We start from the raw sequence: 18,217 nt of genomic DNA, 5'->3' as shown, positions 1-18,217 counted from the left end.
AAACAAAACGAAAAGCAGGTGTTCACCCTGCTTCTTCTCATTTGCTTCACGTCATTAAATCCTCAATTATTGTAGCATAATCCTTCATAGAAGAAAATGAAAACTACCTATTCACCTGCAAGATTTCCACTTTGTTTTTTACCATGACACCCTCATAATAAACAATTTTAGATAAATATTTCACTGATGACTTATGTATAAATAACAATTGCACAACAGAAAGACAAATGAATTGTATTATTAATATACGAATAAAAATTCTCTCCATCTTTTTCACCGGAATTCTTCCCTCCTATACTATATTTGCACATTTTGTTTCATGATTTTATACATCGTACATATAGCAGTTAATTTTATTGTCATTTTCGAGGCATACTTTTATACATTTCCATTGTCGAATTTACTCAAAACATGTTATGTTCTAAATGTATTTTTTTACTTGAAAGGGGTATAAGCATTGAAAAGAATCCTAGTTTTACACACAGGTGGAACAATTGCAATGGAGGAAGATAAAGAAACTGGGGTCGTACAACCAGGTGAAAAAAATCCTCTTTTAAAATTCATTCCTGATTTAGAAGGCGATGTTGATTTAATCGTTGAAGATGTGTTCCACCTACCATCTCCTCATATGACACCGAGCGAAATGTTACAATTACAAGTCATCATTGATGAAAGAGTAAAACAAGACCACATTCATGGCGTAGTCATTACGCATGGCACGGATACATTAGAAGAAACAGCTTATTTCTTAGATTTAACAGTACAAGCAACTATTCCGATCGTAGTGACAGGTGCAATGCGCTCTAGCAATGAGTTAGGTGCTGATGGTCTATATAACTTCTTATCAGCTGTAAAAGTTGCTAGTTGTGATGAAGCTGCAGAAAAAGGTGTTTTAGTCGTATTAAACGATGAAATTCATTGCGCTACAAATGTAACGAAAACACATACAAGTAATGTTGCAACATTCCAAAGCCCACAATACGGACCAATTGGAATGGTAACAAAACGCGGCGTTGTCTTCCATCACGCTTTAGTACATCACGAAACATATACGATAAACAAAGTGTCTAAAAATGTAGTTGTTCTAAAAGCATATGCTGGCATGGATGATACATTATTAGCAGCAATCGAAAATCTTCCTGTAGACGGCATTGTTATCGAAGCTCTTGGACAAGGTAATCTCCCTCCAAGAACACTACCTAGTCTAGAAAGATTATTAAATAGAGGTATTCCTGTCGTATTAGTTTCTCGCTGTTTCAACGGTATCGTTCAAGACGTATATTCGTATGAAGGTGGCGGTAAACACTTAAAAGATATGGGCATTGTATTCACATACGGCTTAAATGCACAAAAAGCACGCATTAAATTACTTGTTGCATTAGAGAATACAAATTCTCATGAATCCATTCAAAATATGTTTATGCACGAATAAAAAGGAGCTGTCGAGGTTTTCCCGACAGCTCCTTTTTATTTTTCTCTTGATGCAATGGTTTGCGCAATCGCATCTCCATGAAATCTTCCGTTCTCGATAAATATTTCATTTGCATTATTTCCAGCAGCAATGACACCTGCAATGAAAATATTTTCAGCATTCGTTTCCATTCTATCCTCTGTATAAATTGGACGTCCTGTTTCTTCATCAATCTGAACACCCATCTTCGTCAAGAAGCTATGATCAGGATGATAACCAGTCATCGCAAATACAAAATCGTTTTTGATTGTAAGAGCTTCACCATCAACTGTAAACGTTAATGTATGCTCAGTAATTTCTTTCACATGAGCCCCAAAATGCATTTGAATTGTACCATTTCGTACTAACGCCTCAAATTCCGGCAAAATCCAAGGCTTTATGCTTGGTGAATACTCACTTCCACGATACAGTACCGTTACACGTGCACCAGATTTAACAAGTTCTAACGCGGCATCTACACTCGAGTTTTTCCCACCTATAACTACTACATCTCGATCAAAATAAGGATGCCCCTCTTTAAAATAGTGAGCTACTTTCTTCAATTCCTCACCTGGAACATTCATATAATTTGGATTATCATAATATCCAGTTGCTACAACAATATATTTCGCTATATATATTTCCTTACTTCCGTCACGCTTTGTCGTCTCAACCTGAAAAACTTCTCCATCTTTTTGAACTTTCTCCACTCGCTCAAAAGCATTTACACGTACAGATTTACGTCTTACTACTTCACGATAATACGCAAGCGCTTGATTTCGAACTGGCTTACGATTTTCTGTAATAAAAGCTACATCACCAATTTCTAATTTTTCACTAGAAGAGAAAAATGTTTGATGAGTTGGATAATTATAAATGGCATTTACAATGTTTCCTTTTTCAATTACTAACGGATTTATCCCTACCTTTTGCAACGAAATTGCAGCCGCTAATCCGCACGGACCGCCTCCGATTATAATAACTGTTTCTTTCTGCATACTCGTCCACTCCTAGTCTTCTACCAATACACTATTTATAAAAACAAGAAAAAACCTACTTACAGCAGTAGGCACCTATCTTTATTGTATTCATTTTTCATATATTTGTCATCTAAACGAAACGTACATCCGATAGACATCTGCTAAAAACTGCTGAAATTTAATACCTTGTTTCCCTAATACATTCTCAGGATCAATCTTTCTAGCTGGATCAAGCGTTTTATGTGACACGATATCTTTTTTCGGATTTAAGCCAAAGTTTTGGCATAAATACGCATGATACCATGTAAAACGATTATATGCTTCCCAAAAGTTAACATCACCACCATAACAAAGTTCCACTCCAATGGCCGCCTTATTCGCGTCATAGCCATATAAGTCATTATCCGTCGGCACACCATATCGAACATGATACGCAACTTCATTTATAGGAATAATCTCCAATATTGTTTTATCATCTATAAATGTATGCGCCGAAGCTTTCGGTTGTAATTCATTAAAGTAATCTCGATTCCCTATCGCATTGCTTCCAGGATTCCCCGTATCATGGCTTACAATAAATCTCACTTTAGTCAGAGGAATCCCCGGTCGTGAACTTCCATATCCAATATAGTTGCGCTCTATAGGAAACATCGCCATTGCTACCAACTCCCGCTCTAGAAGATTACCTTACTTCCTTATATATGTATTCGGTAGCAATGTCCTTATCGCATATTTCTTACGCGAAGAGAAAATCGAAAATATTTGAAGTGAACACCATAAACAACAAGATACTTACAGCCACTCCATAAAAACCGTAAAACCAAACACAATCTTCTTTCGTATCTAAACCGAAAAATTTATTTACCGATTGTAATAATGTGCCACGCTTGCTTTGTTTGTTTCGTAATACTTCCACTCGCTCTACAACATCTGCTGGCATCATAAATCTTTGGTCTACTGTCATTTTCATCATTTATCTCTCCTTAAAATCATTTCCGTTTTGTTTATCTAAGGAGAGTATAGCACGTTTGTTCGTATAGAACAAGCGTTCTTTTTATTTTTATTTTATTTTTCAGCAAGCCAAGTAAAAATCGAGATTACAACGGCAATAATCGGCCCTACTACAACCACGCCAAATACCAAAAACAGTAGCCCTTCCCCGAACATCCGAACGGTACTTATTTTTCGAGCTTTCATCGTTCTTGCAAGTTCTCCCTCTAACCTCTTAACCTTCTCTTCTAATTGTTCTACTCGTTCCAGCATTTCATTCTCCATATACAACACCTCATTTAATACTTCAACAAAAAAACGTGATTCCCTCGAAAGGAAATCACGTTTTCTCAAGATATAATATTTTATACCCAACCTCTGAAGCGGCTTGCTTCAGCCATTTTACGAACACCAACCATGTACGCCGCTAAGCGCATGTTCACTTTACGAACTTGTGCTGTTTCATAAATAGAATCAAATGATCTTACCATTACTTTTTCTAAACGTTGTTCTACTTCTTCTTCAGTCCAGTAGTAACCTTGGTTGTTTTGTACCCACTCAAAGTAAGATACTGTTACACCACCAGCACTTGCTAACACGTCTGGAACAAGCAAAATTCCGCGATCTGTTAAAATTTTAGTCGCTTCTAATGTTGTTGGACCATTTGCAGCTTCAACAACGATTTTTGCTTTAATATCATTAGCATTTTCTTCTGTAATTTGGTTCTCAATTGCAGCTGGTACTAAAATATCGCAATCAAGTTCTAACAATTCTTTGTTTGAAATTGTATTGTTAAATAGCTTTGTTACTGTACCGAAGCTATCACGACGGTCTAATAAATAATCAATATCTAATCCGTTTGGATCATGTAACGCGCCGTAAGCATCTGAGATTGCAATAACTTTCGCACCTGCATCATGCATAAATTTAGCTAAGAAGCTACCAGCATTACCGAATCCTTGAACAACAACGCGTGCACCCTTAATATCAATGCCACGTTTTTTAGCAGCTTCGCGAATACAAATTGTTACACCTTTCGCTGTTGCTGTTTCACGTCCATGTGATCCACCTAATACAAGCGGTTTACCTGTAATAAATCCTGGTGAATTAAATTCATCAATACGGCTATACTCATCCATCATCCACGCCATAATTTGAGAGTTTGTGAATACATCTGGAGCTGGAATATCTTTCGTCGGACCTACGATTTGGCTAATTGCTCGTACATAACCGCGGCTTAATCTTTCTAACTCACGGAATGACATTTCACGTGGATCACAGATAATTCCACCCTTACCTCCACCATATGGTAAATCAACAATACCACATTTTAAACTCATCCAGATTGAAAGTGCTTTCACTTCATTTTCTGTTACATTCGGATGGAAGCGAATTCCACCTTTCGTTGGACCAACAGCATCATTATGTTGCGCACGATATCCTGTAAATATTTTAACAGTCCCGTCATCCATACGAACTGGTATTTTCACTGTCATCATACGAATTGGTTCTTTTAATAATTCATATACTTCGTTTGGATAACCCAATTTTTCTAACGCTTCACTAATAACAATTTGTGTTGAATTCAATAGTTCAAAATGTTGTTCCCTTTGTTGTTGTGTTTTTGTTTGAGTTCCCTTTTCGGCTACCATAGTAAGTAAACCCCCTGTAATTTCACTTGTTTAGTAAACCTTCATTGCCTAGTATACACCCTTAAATTTGGAATGCAATAGAAAACGCTAACAAATATATACAAACTATTTTCTGTTGCAAGCGTTTTCACTATTATTATAGTCCTTTTATTACTTTTAGAAAAGTAAAATACTTAAATATTTAAATATTTTTTATTTTCATCAACCACACTCCCATAAAACTGCATATTTTATTTTCAAAAATTATGTTCGAGTATTTACAATCATCCCTTCCCTTCTCCAAATAAAAACAAAACCTCAGCTATGTTGTATTAGCTGAGGTTTTGTTTTTTCACAAAGTAATTGTGTATTTGTTCTATCGCGTTAACATCCATTAATTCTTTACCGTACTCCATGATGCGATAAATGGTTGCTGTAGACGGATTACCGTATTCCGCTAAAATAGCTATAAAATCCGCCTTTAACAATTGAATTTGTTCCTCTTCTTCCACCCAAAGATAGAAGCGCTCATCCCACGTATATAGCTTTCCGCCAGTTACACCAAGGTTATATAAGCGATTCGACAGGTTAATTACGTCATCTAGCGTAGCAAACTCATATAATATATGCTCACTTTCATCTAGAGTCACTTGCATTTCAATAAACTCGTCACGGAACTCATCATCTGTATCCATTTCTTGATTTTCTTTCGTTACAATTACAACCATCCCTTGTGCTTGTAGAGAAAACACTTCAACTGCAATCGGACCATCTGCTTCAAACCCTAATTCCTTATTTGCTTCTTGCATCATATCACGAAATAATTGCTGTACTTTCGGTGCATTTCTCCATAAATCTTCTTTCGTTAATCCTCGTTCAGATAAATCATCAAATGTTAGAAAAATTTTTATCTTATTGTAATTTAATCGTTCCAGCCTCATCTCATACCCTCCCTACGTAACCAATGCATCTAATTTTTATTATATGAAATAGAAAATAGATGGTTCTTTTCGAACAACTATTCCGACATTTTTAACCATCCATCCCATTCTTCTTTCGTATCACCAATTAAGATTGTTTCAATGTCCAACTGGTTTAGAACGCCTAGCTTTCCGATAAATCCAACAGAAAGAGATTCCCTTTTTTCTTGTAATAAATTTATAAAGTTCATCGTCTTTTTCATTTCTTGTTCGTCAGCAAAAGATATAAATACATATTTCGGCTGTATTTCCTCTACCGCTGATAACATACCATCTTCAGCTAAGCTTGTCCTAATATATATCGCCTCATATCCTTTTAAGCGTAAATAAGTTGAAAAAATAAATCCTTTCAATGCATCCTTTTCTAACACAATAACTTTGTGTAAAGAGGAAAACATTGAGGCATTGTGATACACCATCCCTAGACGCGTTTGTAAAAATGATAGTGCATATTGAAATTGCACCATTGAAATCTCATTATTATTTTTTGACGTTAATAATTTGTCTGTCACTCGAAGAACGATACTGGCAACAACCTTTTCTGTTGAATATATACTAAAAGCTTCGTTTAATAATGCAGCAATTGTAATTTCATCAAATTTTAACAAAGCTTGTAGCAAATCGTCCACTAAAACAACTTCTTTATCGAAATGTATCTCTTTTTGAACTGTACTCTGCAAACGATTCTCTTCTAATAACTGAACTGCTTGTCCAATCATCATACCGGAAGAAACTTTTTCCATTAACCATTTTAAAATTTGAATATGCTCTTCTGTATATAAGCGATGCCCAGCTTGATTCCGCTTTGGGGCAATAATTTGATATCGTCTTTCCCATGCACGAAGCGTACTCGGCTGAACTCCAATTATATTCGAAACGGCTTTTATATTATATTTCCCACTAAGAGTTGGCATCATTTCCCTCCGCACAATGTAATGATATGTGTTTGAGCAGGTGCTCGGAAACGAAGTGGTATCAATGTTGTTCCATACCCATTACTAACAAAGAGAATCGTATTTAAATGGTTATATACGCCACCTTTTAAATATTTTTTAGATGGGAATAATCGGATTTGTCCTCCATGCGTATGTCCACTTAACACAAGTGAAATCTGTTCATTTCCAGACATTTTTTTTATTATATCAGGGTTGTGACTAACTAGGATACGAAAACCATCTTCTTTACAATCCGCCAATGCCAAATCTAGACGATCACGGTGCAATCCAACATCATCTATACCGAGCAAACAAATTTTCTCTCCTAATTCAGACTCAAATACCACTCTTGTATTATCTAAAACTTTTACGTTATTTTCTAATAATAACGCATCTAATTCATGATATTCTATCTCATAATCATTGTTTCCCCACACAAAATATACAGGACCTATCTCTCTTAACTTTTGAATATTCGCAGAGATTTTTGATAAAGAGACACCTTTCTCTGCTAAATCTCCTCCGATAATTACGAGATCTACTTTTCCTTTTACTTGTTCAATTAACAAATTCGAAATGACCCTTCTATGAATATCAGAAATAAAAAACACATTTACTTTTTGAAAACTTTTCGGAAATTCTTTAAATACTAAAGTATGTTCCAACACCGTATTACGCATCGCTTCTTTATACATCACAAAAAGTAATAAAATCCCCATGCCTATGAGAGTACTGAATAATATAATCCATATCATATTTTTGACTCCCTCCTCATAAAGATAATCCTAGGCTTTTATAACAAACTGTGATCGCTTAACTCGCTAGCTTTCTTGCTTTGTGGACTTATCTTTTATCGGAATTTTTAATTCTTGACCTGCACTCACTTCATCTTCCTGCAAGTTATTATACTTTTTAATTACTTCAATTCCATTTCCATCTGAAAAATATTGCTTCGCTATACTTTCTAAAGTTTCTCCCTCTTTCACAGTATGCGTTATTAATTTTTCAGAATGTTTCTGCGACTCAGATTTAGCTGAATCAAAGAAGATTACTTCAAACGCACTTTTTCCAGCATTATTACTATCACCCTTCACCTGAATATATTTATCCGTGTACCACAAAATACTAATCGGCAGAAGAATGAATAGAAATGTTAAAACCCGGACGAAAATGTGATTTATTTTAAACTTTTGTTTTTTCTCTTTATTTCTATGAATTTCACTACGCGGCGGTAAACTTTCTTTTTCTTCCACTCGCTCAACTTCTAATTCCTCTTCAAAATCAGGAATTCGTTTCCTCATGTTGTTCACCACCACCTTCCATTTATTTTCTTAATTGGAGTCCCATTATAAAATCAACAAGAAAGTGTGCAAAGATTGTTATAAACAAATTTCCTGTCCATTCAAATACATAACCAAAGACAAAACTAATGAAACAGACGAAACAAAATAAAAATGGCTTTGTTATATAACGAATATGTAACACTGCAAATACGAAGCTCGCAATTACAATTCCAAAATGAGTCTGTACTACACCTCTAAATAAAAATTCTTCTGCAAAACCAATCAAGAACGTAATAACGAGTAAGTGTAGAACGGACATTCCTCGAAACATCTTATCGTTAATACCACCATCATCAAACCATGACTCCGGAAACACTCGCATTGCAACATAATCTAATAACACAATACCAATCGCTAACAAACCACCTATAATAAGTATAGATACTGGTTCCCATTTCCATAAATTAAAGACTTCTTTTACATCTTGAAATAATATATATGCCAGTAAACAGCCAATACCGATAATAATTAACTGTGTTATATATAGATTCAGCCTTATTTCCTGCGGACTCATATCTTCAACATTATGCCTTTGAATGTTCATCATTCCTCCATCTTTTCTAGGCCGAAAAGCTTTTGTAACTCTGTTTCCCAATTATAGTCGAAATCCGATTGTTGCGCTCGTCTTTTTTTATAATCTTCTTTGGTAATACCGCAATAATCGCAGCAATTAATTAACTCTTGCTCTTTCCTATAACCGAACTGTTGCAGCACATATTCACGTCTACACCCTTTAACTTGTATCCATGACTTCATATTTTCTAGCTCACTATATTTATTACGCAACCTTATTTCTACTTCAGCTATTAATCGGTTCATGATTTCATCTGACAAACCTTCTAATAATAATCTTCGTTGTTGTATAATTCCAACCTGTTCGAGATGATAACGAACGAAACGCCAATATTGCTCATTAAATCTTGCTGCATTATAACAAATTTCTTCTACATCTTCTATTGGTAATTCCTTCGTTTGAAACATTCTTTCTTGTAGTAAAGAAAATAAAAATTTTATTTGTGACTTACTTGGCAATTCATCCTCAATGATTGAAATTGGTAAATCATGATCCAACGGACTACATAATAAAATAGCTATACTCGGTTCGCCATCTCTTCCAGCTCTTCCGATTTCTTGTAAGTAAGAGGCTATATTAGTTGGATAATGAAAATGAATAATATATCGCGTATTCGCCTTATTTACCCCCATACCAAATGCACTTGTGCATATTACAAGTTGCAATTGATCGTTCATAAACTGCTGTTGAATTAACATACGCTCTTCATGTTCCATACCACCATGATAAAAAGCTACACCAGTAACACCTTTCCCTCTCAAGTATTCCGTTAACCTTTCTGTCCACGCTCTACTTGAGCAATATACAATCCCCGGCCCTTGTAAATACATCACCTGCTCTAAAAGCGCCTCTTTCTTTTCTTCTATCGTCTCTACAAATTGCACATCCATTGCAATATTAGGACGATCAATAGAGTATACATGTTCCGCGGCACCCTTTAAATTTAAACTATCTGCGATATCCTGCAGTACCCCTTTTGTCGCTGTGGCTGTCAATGCTAATACTGTAGGAGAACCAATATTTTCAATAACTACATTTAGTTTTTTATAGTCCGGTCTAAAATCATAACCCCATTGAGAAATACAATGAGCCTCATCAACAACAAATAATGAAATATGAATTTTCTTCAATTCCCTAATTAATAACTCCGACTGCAACATCTCTGGTGAAACAAAAATAAATTTATATGAAGATAATTTTTTCATCGCTTCTCTTTTTTCATTTAATGTCCGAAAACTATTAAATGCTATCACTCGGTTTTTCACAACATACTTTAATTGTGTCACTTGATCTTCCATTAAAGATAATAACGGTGATACAACAAGCACTGTTCCTTCTCGCATAAGCCCCGGAAACTGATAGCACATAGATTTCCCTCTTCCAGTCGGAAGCATTGCTATCACATCTTTTCCTTCTAATAAATCTGTAATTACTCCTTTTTGACCTGGACGAAATTCAGAATATCCAAACCACTTATATAAATATTCTTCAAGTTTCATTTACACCCTCCATCCGCGCTAATACAAGACGAACTTCAAAATAAGAGATATCTTCTCCAACCGCTTGTTTCAAAACACGTAACTTCCGCGTTTGCAATGCTTCAATTACTTTTATTACTTTGTCTATCTTTTCTTTTTCCATAAACATTTCAATAGAAAAATCTTTTTCTCGCAAAGCAATTTCAACAAAATGATCTTCTATCGTTGCAACCTTTAAATTCCGAATCGTCGCTATTTCTTCTAAAGAACGTCCTTGTCTCCAAAAATTATATGTTTTTTTCGTGGATAAACTAAATAATTCAGCTCTCTCATTTGGATAAGATATAATTTCAGCTAATAGTGGAAATTCATTTTCTTTATCACGAACTTCTTGTATAAAGAAATGTATTGTACCCCAAAATAAAAAATACACCCTGAATATATCTTGTTTCGTAATTTCTGCTAATTGTTGCAATGTACAACCAATGCGTTCATAACCCGTTAATCGATATGTTACAATCGTCGCTTCTATCGCATTACTCTTTTCTAAAAGATTATGTACTTCCGTCCATAGTTTTCTCGCCAACTCACTTCTCTTATATGGCCTTCCTGTTAGAAAACGTTTCACCCACATCATTATTTCTGTATCTTGCTGAATTGGAATAAACCTCGTATTATTCTGTTGTAAATTTGATATGGTTTGAATAATTAATGATAATCTTTTCCAAAATGTTTCACCTAATTCACCATAATGTAAACCATGCAAATGCGCCGGAAAAGCATAAACTTCCTCCCATTTATGTAACTGCATTTTACCCGTAGGTGTTAACACATATGTATTTTCATGTATTTCTTGAATAAAATCCGCTTGCAACAACTTTGCAACTTCACCATCATAGTCATTTCTATTTAATGATTTATATATTCCGAACAAAAAAGAAATTCGGAACATATTTCCATCTTGTAAAGTTTGCGAAGAACGTTTGCCCTTTAGTAAATAATAAATAGAAGAAACGGTTCTTTCACCATTCAATTGTTTTAAACAATGCAACAAAGTATATTGTATTTGCATGACCGCTTCCACCTTCCAATCTTAACTTCATTCTTTTCAGTACAATTACACTATCTACTGTCGCTCATTAAACTTATCATATAAGAACTATATACTTGTATATATTCTATTGTATCAAACGAAATCATATTTACGTATTTTGAAAATCTTATGACATAATTCAAAAATAAGTTGACACTCTAATTGATAAGCATTATCATTATAATTTTATGTTGAAAAGTTTTACAAACCGTTTTACAATAAGGTTATAATTTTTATGGCGAGCTTTTCACATACATATTATCAGGAGGGAAAAAAGATGGCAAAATATACAATCGTTGATAAAGATACTTGTATTGCATGTGGTGCTTGTGGCGCTGCTGCACCAGACATTTACGACTATGATGATGAAGGTATTGCATTTGTAACATTAGACGATAACCAAGGTATCGTTGAAATTCCAGATGTATTAATTGAAGATATGATGGATGCATTCGAAGGCTGTCCAACTGACTCAATTAAAGTTGCTGACGAATCATTCGACGGAGACGCTTTAAAATTCGAATAGTCTTTTATTAACTTCAAAAAACGCCCCTCCTATTGATGAGGGGCGTTTTTTGTATCTAAATTTTATTTTCCTTAATAAAAAACCATTAGTAGTTTCACACTACTAATGGTTTTAGTATATATTATGCATTTTTCATTTTTGCAAACACCCATACTTTCAGGCGTGAGAATAATGCTACAAATACAATTGTTACAACAATCCCTTTAATTAAATTAAATGGTAAGATTGCCGTTACAACCGTTGTTTTTATAGCTTCGCTAGACATAGCTGGTGAATTTAAAAACCAAGTGTAAGCCGGGAATATGATGATGTAGTTTAATACACTCATAATAAGTGCCATTGTAATTGTCCCTAGCATTAATCCTGTAGTTAAACTCTTCACAGTACGATACTTTCTAAATAAGAAAGCTGCTGGTCCAATAAATAAACATCCTGCAATAAAGTTTGCAATTTCTCCAACTGGTACTCCCGTTAAACTTCCTTGAATCCCGTAATGTAAAATGTTCTTTATCGCCTCTACAATCACTCCTGCTACTGGTCCAAAGATAATTGCCGCAATTAGAGCTGGTACATCACTAAAATCAATTTTCAAAAATGGCGGAAGCCCTGGAAACGGGAAATCCAACATCATTAGTAAATATGCAATACTACTTAGCATCGCTACACTCACCATCTGCACTACACTGTTTTTTTGTTTCATCTTTCTCTCTCCTTTTCCATCGATCATCTCATGGAAAGTGGAAAGGTTCTGCTATGCCTATTTTTTCATAGAACGAAAAAACCCTTTGTGTTTTACACAAAGGGAGAATTTAAGGCACATCAAACAGACGTTCAAATCCATATCTTTTTTGAACGCTTGAACCTCCATCTTCTCCCATCCAGACTATACTGTCGGCTTTGGAATCACACCAAATCCTGCCTTAACGGCTCGCGGGCTTAGAACAAAATCATAAATAGTTCATCACCGCCGGTCGGGATTTTCACCCTGCCCCGAAGATAGACCGATATTCTATTTTCCCCTTCATTATACAACAACCTCATAACATTGTGAACTAAAAAATTGTAACTTATTTAAAATTAGTCATTTATTTTTCGTAACAACAAATAAATTGCGAGATATTTTACAATACAATCCATATTTTTTATTATTCGGCATTTCTCTTTTGAATTACCTAGTCATATATAATTAAAAGTGATAAGATATTGAATTGTTAAGATAAGAACATTTTCTGAGTTATGGAGGAAATGTCATGAAAAAAGACAAGAGACATTCTATTCGAGAAGCAATGAAAAAAAACTTAAGAAAAGAATACTTTTACTTAAAAAAAGAATTACTTTTCTACTGCCCAATTGATTTAGGCACATTCTCAAACGAGACATACTATGCTACTTTCGATGAAGATGGCATCAGTATTTATCAGTATGATAAAAAAACAGAAAGTAAATTAAAATTGTGTGAGCGTCATCCGTGGAAGAGTTGGAATAAAGTGAAGATTGATCACTATTTGACAACTTCTCAATTTATTTTTCAGGGTGAGCGAAATTGGATCTTATCTCTTTTTCAAAAAGGAAAAGAAGCTCAAAAAATTATTGAAGAGCATACATCTTTACAAACAGAAGTTGTTTCCCGCTCTTTCTTAAAAAAACTTCCTGGTTTTCGTTCTAATACACCACTGAATAAATACATCGGTAGTATTTGTTACACTGCACTTATTGCATTTTTATTAAAATGGATGATTCCATTTCAAGCACCACAAATCGCCCTGTATTCTATCTCGATTGGTTGTATGCTTCTTGGCCTACTTTGTTTGACAATCGGTTTAATTGAACCGACTATCGTACTGTTTCGAACAAAAGAGAAAACAAGAACAAAAGTTTTTTACTTATATAGCTATTTAGCTATTTCTGGATTTATATGTGTCTTTATTTTTTGGTAAAAGAAGCCGTCCCAAAATAAATTTTGGGACGGTTTTCTTTTAGATATAGATGCTCTGATTCACTCAATAGTTCTAGCAAAAGCGCCCATATAATTTCATTTACATTGAATCTTATTTAAGAAGAACATAAATTTGTTCAAAGTTTAATTTTTGAAGCGTTTCCTTTACTTAACATATAATTGTTGATTAGGATAAATTAGCTCTTGCTGCAATCCATTTTTTTCTTTAATTTCCTTAAGTGTCATACTAAATTTCCGTGCAATACTAACTAAAGTATCCCCTTTTTGTACGACATATAATGACGAAGAAACGACTTCATTTCTTTGTTCACTTAAAACAAGCAATGGGTTCATCGCATTCTTTTTCGCCATCGTCCATCTTCCTTGATGAAGTTCTAGATGTAAGTGCGCACCTCGCGATTCTCCCGTGTTCCCTACTTCTCCAATTTTTTCTCCTTTGGAAATATAATCTCCTTGATCCACATATCTCTTATTTAAATGTGCATATACAGCCTCATATTCTCCGTGTTTAATAAATACAACATTTCCATAACTACTTGAATAATAAGACCTCGTTACCTTACCATCTTGGATAGCTGCCACAGGCGTTCCAATCGGCGCAGCTACATCAATACCATAATGTTTTCCATGCCTTGTCCCAAAATAATCACTTATCTGACCTTCAACAGGCCATGTCCATCGATTTTCTTCTGCATAAACATGTAATTGAGATACAAACAGTATACTCAATAACATGACACCGCATTTTAAAACTTTCATATACATCCTCCGTTTTCTAATTACCACCATACCTTCTCTATTTTGGTATATTACAGAAAAAAGTATACAAAAAAAGAAAGTGAATTACTCCACTTCCTTCTCTTTCTTATCACGAAAAACTAATGCACTACGGTTATACTCCACATCTTTCACTTGTAATCGGGCATTTATTACTCGAGCTATCGCAAACAAATAATCAGATAATCTATTTACATACTTTAATACAACTTCATTTATTTTCACTTCTTTTTGCAATGATACTATAGAGCGTTCTGCTCTCCTTACAACAGTACGTGCAATATGAATAGTAGCCGCTGCCTCGCTACCACCTGGCAAAATAAAGCGTTCTAGTGGCGGGGCTTCTTCTATATATAAATCAATCTTTCTTTCTAAACTTTCAACCATCACAATTGTCACTTTATAAGGAATTTTTTGTTCCACTATTGCCAAGTCTCCTCCGCAATCAAATAGTTCATGTTGAATATTTTCGAGCTCATTGTAAATATCTATAAAAGCCCCGCCTTGAAGCTTAGTCATTGCATATCCAATATGAGAATTTGCCTCGTCTATTGTTCCATACGCTTCCACACGGATATCATCTTTATCAACCCTGCCACCTATTACACTTGTCGTTCCTTTATCTCCTGTTTTTGTATATAATTTCATTTCTTCACAGCACCTCTCTTGTTATTCTTTATTCGAGCAACATAGAAAAAAGTTCTACCATTCTTTATTTAATTGAGTTTACAAAAAAATAAAAAACAGCAGAACTTTATTCATTATCAACTTTAAAAACGCATATCTAAATTATACGATTCGGTAAATATACAGAGAATGTAGTTCCTTCTCCAACAACACTTGATACAGAAATTTTACCATCATGGCCTTGAACAATATTTTTCGCAATCGCAAGCCCGAGTCCTGTTCCACCCTTTTTCCCACGTGTTCTTGCTTTATCAGCTTTATAGAAACGATCAAATAAAAATGGAATATCTTCTTCTGGAATGCCTGCACCCGAATCTTGTACTTCAAAAATAAGACCGTTATTTTTCGTATCAATTACAAGCGTTACATGTCCGCCTGCATTCGTATGACGTATTGCGTTATCAATTAAATTCGTCAATACTTGTTCCATACGATCTGCATCAAACGGGTATTGTTCAATTGGATCTTTGAAATCAACCGTTAACGCGACCTCTTTATCCTTTGCAATTCCTTGGAATTTACGACCAATTTTTTCAACAAACGGATGTATATCCACTTCACCAATATGTAACTCTACATGACCGCTTTCCATACGAGCTAAATCTAACAATTCATTTACAAGTTTACCTAAACGAACAGATTCATCATAAATAATTTGAACAAACTCATCTATTTCCTCTTTCGTTTGCACAATATCATCTAAAATCGCTTCACTATACCCTTGCAGCATGACCATTGGTGTACGAAGTTCATGTGATACATTCGCAATAAAATCTTGACGCATCTTTTCAAGACGACGTTCTTCCGTCATATCTCGCAGTACTGCTACAGCTCCACGAATTTTCGTTTGATTGTAAAGCGGCGTCATAAGAACTACATAGTTTCCTTTTTGTAAATTAATTTCAACAACTTGTTGTTGTTCGCTTTCTACAACGAGATGGAATAATTCCACAAGTTCAGAAGGTAGTTTTTTACTGAGCTCTATCTCTTTTTCTTCTTGCCAAACTTGTAAGAAATGTTCGGCCGGCGGATTGATTACAACGACTTCACCTTCTTGATTTAACGTAATAACCCCATCTGCCATACTACTCAAAATACTTGCTAACTGCTCTTTTTCTTGTTGCAAGGCGTTCATATTAAACTTCAACTGTTTTCCCATTTGATTTAAGGCCGTTGCAAGCTCACCAATCTCATCCTGAGATACCATAGGAGCCTTTGCATCAAACTTCCCACGTGACACTTCAAAAGCAACCTCACGCATTTTACGAAGCGGTGCTGTAATCCGAGTAGATAAGAAGAACGCAAAGAAAGTTGTTAATATAATCGCAATTCCAGCCGATAAGAAAATAAAATCAGTTGTTCTTTCCATACCTTGTATCGGTACTTGTAAAGATTCATATACGAACACTGCACTTTGATTTTTTGATTGCACTGGTTTTCCGACGATCATAATATCATTTTCGGTGTTTTTATTCTTCCTACTATTAGACGCTTTTCTAATATTATTCTTAATTTCTTTTTTGTCTGTAAACACAGCCGCTAATTCTTTATCTTCTTTTAAGTCATCCATTGTAAGAGTGACTAACCCTTCTTGTTTCGGTGAAGAAGAGATTTCTTTACCATCTTCTACAATAATAATCCTTGAAAGTGGGTCAGAGAATTTGTAAGCGATATTCTCAATCGTTTTTACATCGGCACCTTCTTCAATTAACTCTGAAACACTTGTTGCAACTTTTTGAAGCCTAGCTTCACTCATATCAACATAATACGTTCTAAAAAACTGTGAAAGTAAAATCGCAACAAATCCAAGAACAAACGAAACGAGAAGTAATATGGTCATCCATAACTTCCCTACTACACTTCTCCAAAGCATCAGTCGTTCACAACCTCAAATTTGTAACCTACACCCCAAACAGTAACGATCATTTTCGCTGCATCTGGTGATTTTTTGCTTAACTTCTCACGTAAACGCTTTACATGTGTATCAACTGTACGTAAATCTCCGAAGAATTCATATTGCCATACTTCTTTTAACAGTTGCTCACGATCGAATACTTTATCAGGAGCTTTCGCTAAAAATAATAGTAACTCATATTCTTTCGGCGTTAAGTTTACTTCATTACCATCTGCAGTAACACGGTGTGCATCGTTATCAATTGTTAAGTGCGGGAATACAGTAACATCTTTTGTCGTTGTATCTTGTGTAAAGAATGTTGTTGGTACAGCACGACGTAATACCGCTTTCACACGTAGTACGACCTCACGTGGACTAAATGGCTTTACAATATAATCATCTGTTCCAACTTCAAATCCTTGTACTCTATTTACTTCTTCACCTTTTGCTGTCAGCATAATAATTGGTGTCGCTTTCTTCTCACGAACCCCTTTACATACTTCAATGCCATCTTTACCAGGCATCATAAGATCTAATAAGATTAAATCGTAATCATTTTGCAACGCCATTTCTAAAGCTGTATCACCATTATCTGCTTCTTCAATCGTATATTGTTCTCTTTCTAAGTACATTTTCAATAAACGACGAATACGATCCTCATCATCTACAATTAAAATTCTTGATTCATTTTCCATCTCTACCCGCTGCGCACTCTCACCTCAGCGGTTCACACCTACCCTTCTTTAACTATTATGTTGCGCTATTCTCGTTTATTTAAGCAATCTTCTAAATGTTTCACTTCCCATATTATGCTTCACAAGAATAATAAATTTTGTTCAATTTTTTTCCAAAACTATGTATTTTTTTTGAACAGCATATAATGTCCTCGACATCATTTTACAAAATCAACCGCTACTTTGTC

Annotated in this window: 21 protein-coding genes and 1 riboswitch; of the genes, 3 read left to right on the top strand and 18 right to left on the bottom strand. The window is 34.8% G+C overall.

Annotation, left to right across the window (positions count from 1 at the left end):
* Positions 1-103 precede the first annotated feature (103 nt).
* Complete coding sequence (locus tag ACS2QP_RS08470; protein ID WP_000738057.1) at positions 104-277, bottom strand: YpfB family protein; 174 nt, start codon at positions 275-277, stop codon at positions 104-106.
* Positions 278-457: 180 nt separating this feature from the next.
* On the opposite strand from ACS2QP_RS08470, the gene ansA reads away from it, so the two are divergent.
* Entirely contained in the window at positions 458-1,432 is a 975-nt protein-coding gene (ansA, locus tag ACS2QP_RS08465; protein WP_438882332.1) for an asparaginase, read from the top strand.
* A 35-nt stretch (positions 1,433-1,467) separates the two neighbouring features.
* On the opposite strand, the gene ACS2QP_RS08460 is transcribed toward ansA, so the two are convergent.
* The 12 genes from ACS2QP_RS08460 to ACS2QP_RS08405 all read right to left on the bottom strand — a co-directional run bounded on the left by ACS2QP_RS08460 (position 1,468) and on the right by ACS2QP_RS08405 (position 11,433).
* The gene (locus ACS2QP_RS08460; protein WP_001168524.1) at positions 1,468-2,448 is read right to left on the bottom strand and encodes a YpdA family putative bacillithiol disulfide reductase; all 981 of its coding nucleotides are present in this window, start codon (positions 2,446-2,448) and stop codon (positions 1,468-1,470) included.
* 108 nt (positions 2,449-2,556) lie between these two features.
* Entirely contained in the window at positions 2,557-3,087 is a 531-nt protein-coding gene (locus ACS2QP_RS08455; RefSeq protein ID WP_001240655.1) for a peptidoglycan recognition protein family protein, read from the bottom strand.
* A gap of 79 nt (positions 3,088-3,166) precedes the next feature.
* A complete protein-coding gene (locus ACS2QP_RS08450) occupies positions 3,167-3,403 on the bottom strand; it encodes a DUF3961 domain-containing protein (RefSeq protein ID WP_001983018.1) in 237 nt (78 codons plus the stop codon).
* 92 nt (positions 3,404-3,495) lie between these two features.
* Complete coding sequence (locus ACS2QP_RS08445; protein WP_000426763.1) at positions 3,496-3,705, bottom strand: hypothetical protein; 210 nt, start codon at positions 3,703-3,705, stop codon at positions 3,496-3,498.
* An 80-nt stretch (positions 3,706-3,785) separates the two neighbouring features.
* Positions 3,786-5,072, bottom strand: coding sequence for an NAD-specific glutamate dehydrogenase (gudB, locus tag ACS2QP_RS08440; RefSeq protein WP_000225173.1), 1,287 nt, complete (start codon positions 5,070-5,072; stop codon positions 3,786-3,788).
* Between the two features lie 311 nt (positions 5,073-5,383).
* On the bottom strand, positions 5,384-5,992 hold the full coding sequence (locus ACS2QP_RS08435) for a genetic competence negative regulator (RefSeq protein WP_001235402.1): 609 nt from the start codon (positions 5,990-5,992) through the stop codon (positions 5,384-5,386).
* 77 nt (positions 5,993-6,069) lie between these two features.
* On the bottom strand, positions 6,070-6,945 hold the full coding sequence (locus ACS2QP_RS08430; RefSeq protein WP_001142718.1) for a MerR family transcriptional regulator: 876 nt from the start codon (positions 6,943-6,945) through the stop codon (positions 6,070-6,072).
* On the bottom strand, positions 6,945-7,721 hold the full coding sequence (locus ACS2QP_RS08425; RefSeq protein ID WP_000637791.1) for a metallophosphoesterase: 777 nt from the start codon (positions 7,719-7,721) through the stop codon (positions 6,945-6,947). The genes ACS2QP_RS08430 and ACS2QP_RS08425 overlap by 1 nt, the downstream gene beginning before the upstream one ends.
* Before the next feature lie 66 nt (positions 7,722-7,787).
* On the bottom strand, positions 7,788-8,267 hold the full coding sequence (locus ACS2QP_RS08420) for a LysM peptidoglycan-binding domain-containing protein (RefSeq protein WP_071740349.1): 480 nt from the start codon (positions 8,265-8,267) through the stop codon (positions 7,788-7,790).
* 22 nt (positions 8,268-8,289) lie between these two features.
* On the bottom strand, positions 8,290-8,853 hold the full coding sequence (locus tag ACS2QP_RS08415; RefSeq protein ID WP_001025780.1) for a CPBP family intramembrane glutamic endopeptidase: 564 nt from the start codon (positions 8,851-8,853) through the stop codon (positions 8,290-8,292).
* Positions 8,853-10,382 carry an ATP-dependent DNA helicase RecQ gene (recQ, locus tag ACS2QP_RS08410; RefSeq protein ID WP_048655803.1) on the bottom strand — a complete coding sequence of 510 codons (1,530 nt, stop codon included), beginning with the start codon at positions 10,380-10,382 and terminating at the stop codon, positions 8,853-8,855. Before recQ ends, ACS2QP_RS08415 begins: the two co-directional genes overlap by 1 nt.
* Positions 10,372-11,433, bottom strand: coding sequence for a helix-turn-helix domain-containing protein (locus tag ACS2QP_RS08405; RefSeq protein ID WP_001167004.1), 1,062 nt, complete (start codon positions 11,431-11,433; stop codon positions 10,372-10,374). Before ACS2QP_RS08405 ends, recQ begins: the two co-directional genes overlap by 11 nt.
* 298 nt (positions 11,434-11,731) lie before the next feature.
* Between ACS2QP_RS08405 and ACS2QP_RS08400 the strand changes: the two genes are divergently transcribed.
* Positions 11,732-11,980, top strand: coding sequence for a ferredoxin (locus ACS2QP_RS08400; protein ID WP_001151993.1), 249 nt, complete (start codon positions 11,732-11,734; stop codon positions 11,978-11,980).
* Between the two features lie 121 nt (positions 11,981-12,101).
* On the opposite strand, the gene ACS2QP_RS08395 is transcribed toward ACS2QP_RS08400, so the two are convergent.
* Positions 12,102-12,680, bottom strand: coding sequence for an ECF transporter S component (locus ACS2QP_RS08395; RefSeq protein ID WP_000810855.1), 579 nt, complete (start codon positions 12,678-12,680; stop codon positions 12,102-12,104).
* 162 nt (positions 12,681-12,842) lie between these two features.
* A riboswitch (FMN riboswitch) is annotated at positions 12,843-12,982 on the bottom strand.
* Positions 12,983-13,230: 248 nt separating this feature from the next.
* Here ACS2QP_RS08395 and ACS2QP_RS08390 point away from each other — a divergent pair.
* Positions 13,231-13,917 carry a hypothetical protein gene (locus ACS2QP_RS08390; protein ID WP_000710837.1) on the top strand — a complete coding sequence of 229 codons (687 nt, stop codon included), beginning with the start codon at positions 13,231-13,233 and terminating at the stop codon, positions 13,915-13,917.
* A 164-nt stretch (positions 13,918-14,081) separates the two neighbouring features.
* Here ACS2QP_RS08390 and ACS2QP_RS08385 read toward each other — a convergent pair whose 3' ends face one another.
* The 4 genes from ACS2QP_RS08385 to resD all read right to left on the bottom strand — a co-directional run bounded on the left by ACS2QP_RS08385 (position 14,082) and on the right by resD (position 17,990).
* Positions 14,082-14,696 carry a peptidoglycan DD-metalloendopeptidase family protein gene (locus ACS2QP_RS08385; RefSeq protein ID WP_000866117.1) on the bottom strand — a complete coding sequence of 205 codons (615 nt, stop codon included), beginning with the start codon at positions 14,694-14,696 and terminating at the stop codon, positions 14,082-14,084.
* Positions 14,697-14,780: 84 nt separating this feature from the next.
* Positions 14,781-15,362 carry a cob(I)yrinic acid a,c-diamide adenosyltransferase gene (locus ACS2QP_RS08380; protein ID WP_000781268.1) on the bottom strand — a complete coding sequence of 194 codons (582 nt, stop codon included), beginning with the start codon at positions 15,360-15,362 and terminating at the stop codon, positions 14,781-14,783.
* A 136-nt stretch (positions 15,363-15,498) separates the two neighbouring features.
* Entirely contained in the window at positions 15,499-17,274 is a 1,776-nt protein-coding gene (gene resE / locus ACS2QP_RS08375) for a sensor histidine kinase ResE (protein ID WP_000964673.1), read from the bottom strand.
* Positions 17,274-17,990, bottom strand: a complete 717-nt coding sequence (gene resD, locus ACS2QP_RS08370) for a DNA-binding response regulator ResD (RefSeq protein ID WP_000426861.1) — start codon at positions 17,988-17,990, stop codon at positions 17,274-17,276. The genes resE and resD overlap by 1 nt, the downstream gene beginning before the upstream one ends.
* Positions 17,991-18,217: the final 227 nt, after the last annotated feature.

The organism is Bacillus cereus group sp. Bce019 (genome assembly GCF_051781745.1).
GTDB classification, from domain to species: domain Bacteria; phylum Bacillota; class Bacilli; order Bacillales; family Bacillaceae_G; genus Bacillus_A; species Bacillus_A cereus.
The sequence above is the reverse complement of the archived record's forward strand: the minus strand, read 5'-3'. Positions and strand labels throughout refer to the sequence as shown.

What these genes read in the sequence shown, in the direction of transcription:
- ACS2QP_RS08455 (WP_001240655.1), bottom strand. Translation starts at nt 3,087, where the DNA reads ATGGCGATGTTTCCTATAGAGCGCAACTATATTGGATATGGAAGTTCA.
- ACS2QP_RS08415 (WP_001025780.1), bottom strand. Translation starts at nt 8,853, where the DNA reads ATGAACATTCAAAGGCATAATGTTGAAGATATGAGTCCGCAGGAAATA.
- ACS2QP_RS08400 (WP_001151993.1), top strand. Translation starts at nt 11,732, where the DNA reads ATGGCAAAATATACAATCGTTGATAAAGATACTTGTATTGCATGTGGT.
- ACS2QP_RS08425 (WP_000637791.1), bottom strand. Translation starts at nt 7,721, where the DNA reads ATGATATGGATTATATTATTCAGTACTCTCATAGGCATGGGGATTTTA.
- ACS2QP_RS08380 (WP_000781268.1), bottom strand. Translation starts at nt 15,362, where the DNA reads ATGAAATTATATACAAAAACAGGAGATAAAGGAACGACAAGTGTAATA.
- resE (WP_000964673.1), bottom strand. Translation starts at nt 17,274, where the DNA reads ATGCTTTGGAGAAGTGTAGTAGGGAAGTTATGGATGACCATATTACTT.
- ACS2QP_RS08420 (WP_071740349.1), bottom strand. Translation starts at nt 8,267, where the DNA reads ATGAGGAAACGAATTCCTGATTTTGAAGAGGAATTAGAAGTTGAGCGA.
- ACS2QP_RS08385 (WP_000866117.1), bottom strand. Translation starts at nt 14,696, where the DNA reads ATGAAAGTTTTAAAATGCGGTGTCATGTTATTGAGTATACTGTTTGTA.
- ACS2QP_RS08390 (WP_000710837.1), top strand. Translation starts at nt 13,231, where the DNA reads ATGAAAAAAGACAAGAGACATTCTATTCGAGAAGCAATGAAAAAAAAC.
- ACS2QP_RS08450 (WP_001983018.1), bottom strand. Translation starts at nt 3,403, where the DNA reads ATGATGAAAATGACAGTAGACCAAAGATTTATGATGCCAGCAGATGTT.
- resD (WP_000426861.1), bottom strand. Translation starts at nt 17,990, where the DNA reads ATGGAAAATGAATCAAGAATTTTAATTGTAGATGATGAGGATCGTATT.
- recQ (WP_048655803.1), bottom strand. Translation starts at nt 10,382, where the DNA reads ATGAAACTTGAAGAATATTTATATAAGTGGTTTGGATATTCTGAATTT.
- ACS2QP_RS08395 (WP_000810855.1), bottom strand. Translation starts at nt 12,680, where the DNA reads ATGAAACAAAAAAACAGTGTAGTGCAGATGGTGAGTGTAGCGATGCTA.
- ACS2QP_RS08435 (WP_001235402.1), bottom strand. Translation starts at nt 5,992, where the DNA reads ATGAGGCTGGAACGATTAAATTACAATAAGATAAAAATTTTTCTAACA.
- ACS2QP_RS08445 (WP_000426763.1), bottom strand. Translation starts at nt 3,705, where the DNA reads ATGGAGAATGAAATGCTGGAACGAGTAGAACAATTAGAAGAGAAGGTT.
- ACS2QP_RS08460 (WP_001168524.1), bottom strand. Translation starts at nt 2,448, where the DNA reads ATGCAGAAAGAAACAGTTATTATAATCGGAGGCGGTCCGTGCGGATTA.
- ACS2QP_RS08405 (WP_001167004.1), bottom strand. Translation starts at nt 11,433, where the DNA reads ATGCAAATACAATATACTTTGTTGCATTGTTTAAAACAATTGAATGGT.
- ACS2QP_RS08430 (WP_001142718.1), bottom strand. Translation starts at nt 6,945, where the DNA reads ATGCCAACTCTTAGTGGGAAATATAATATAAAAGCCGTTTCGAATATA.
- gudB (WP_000225173.1), bottom strand. Translation starts at nt 5,072, where the DNA reads ATGGTAGCCGAAAAGGGAACTCAAACAAAAACACAACAACAAAGGGAA.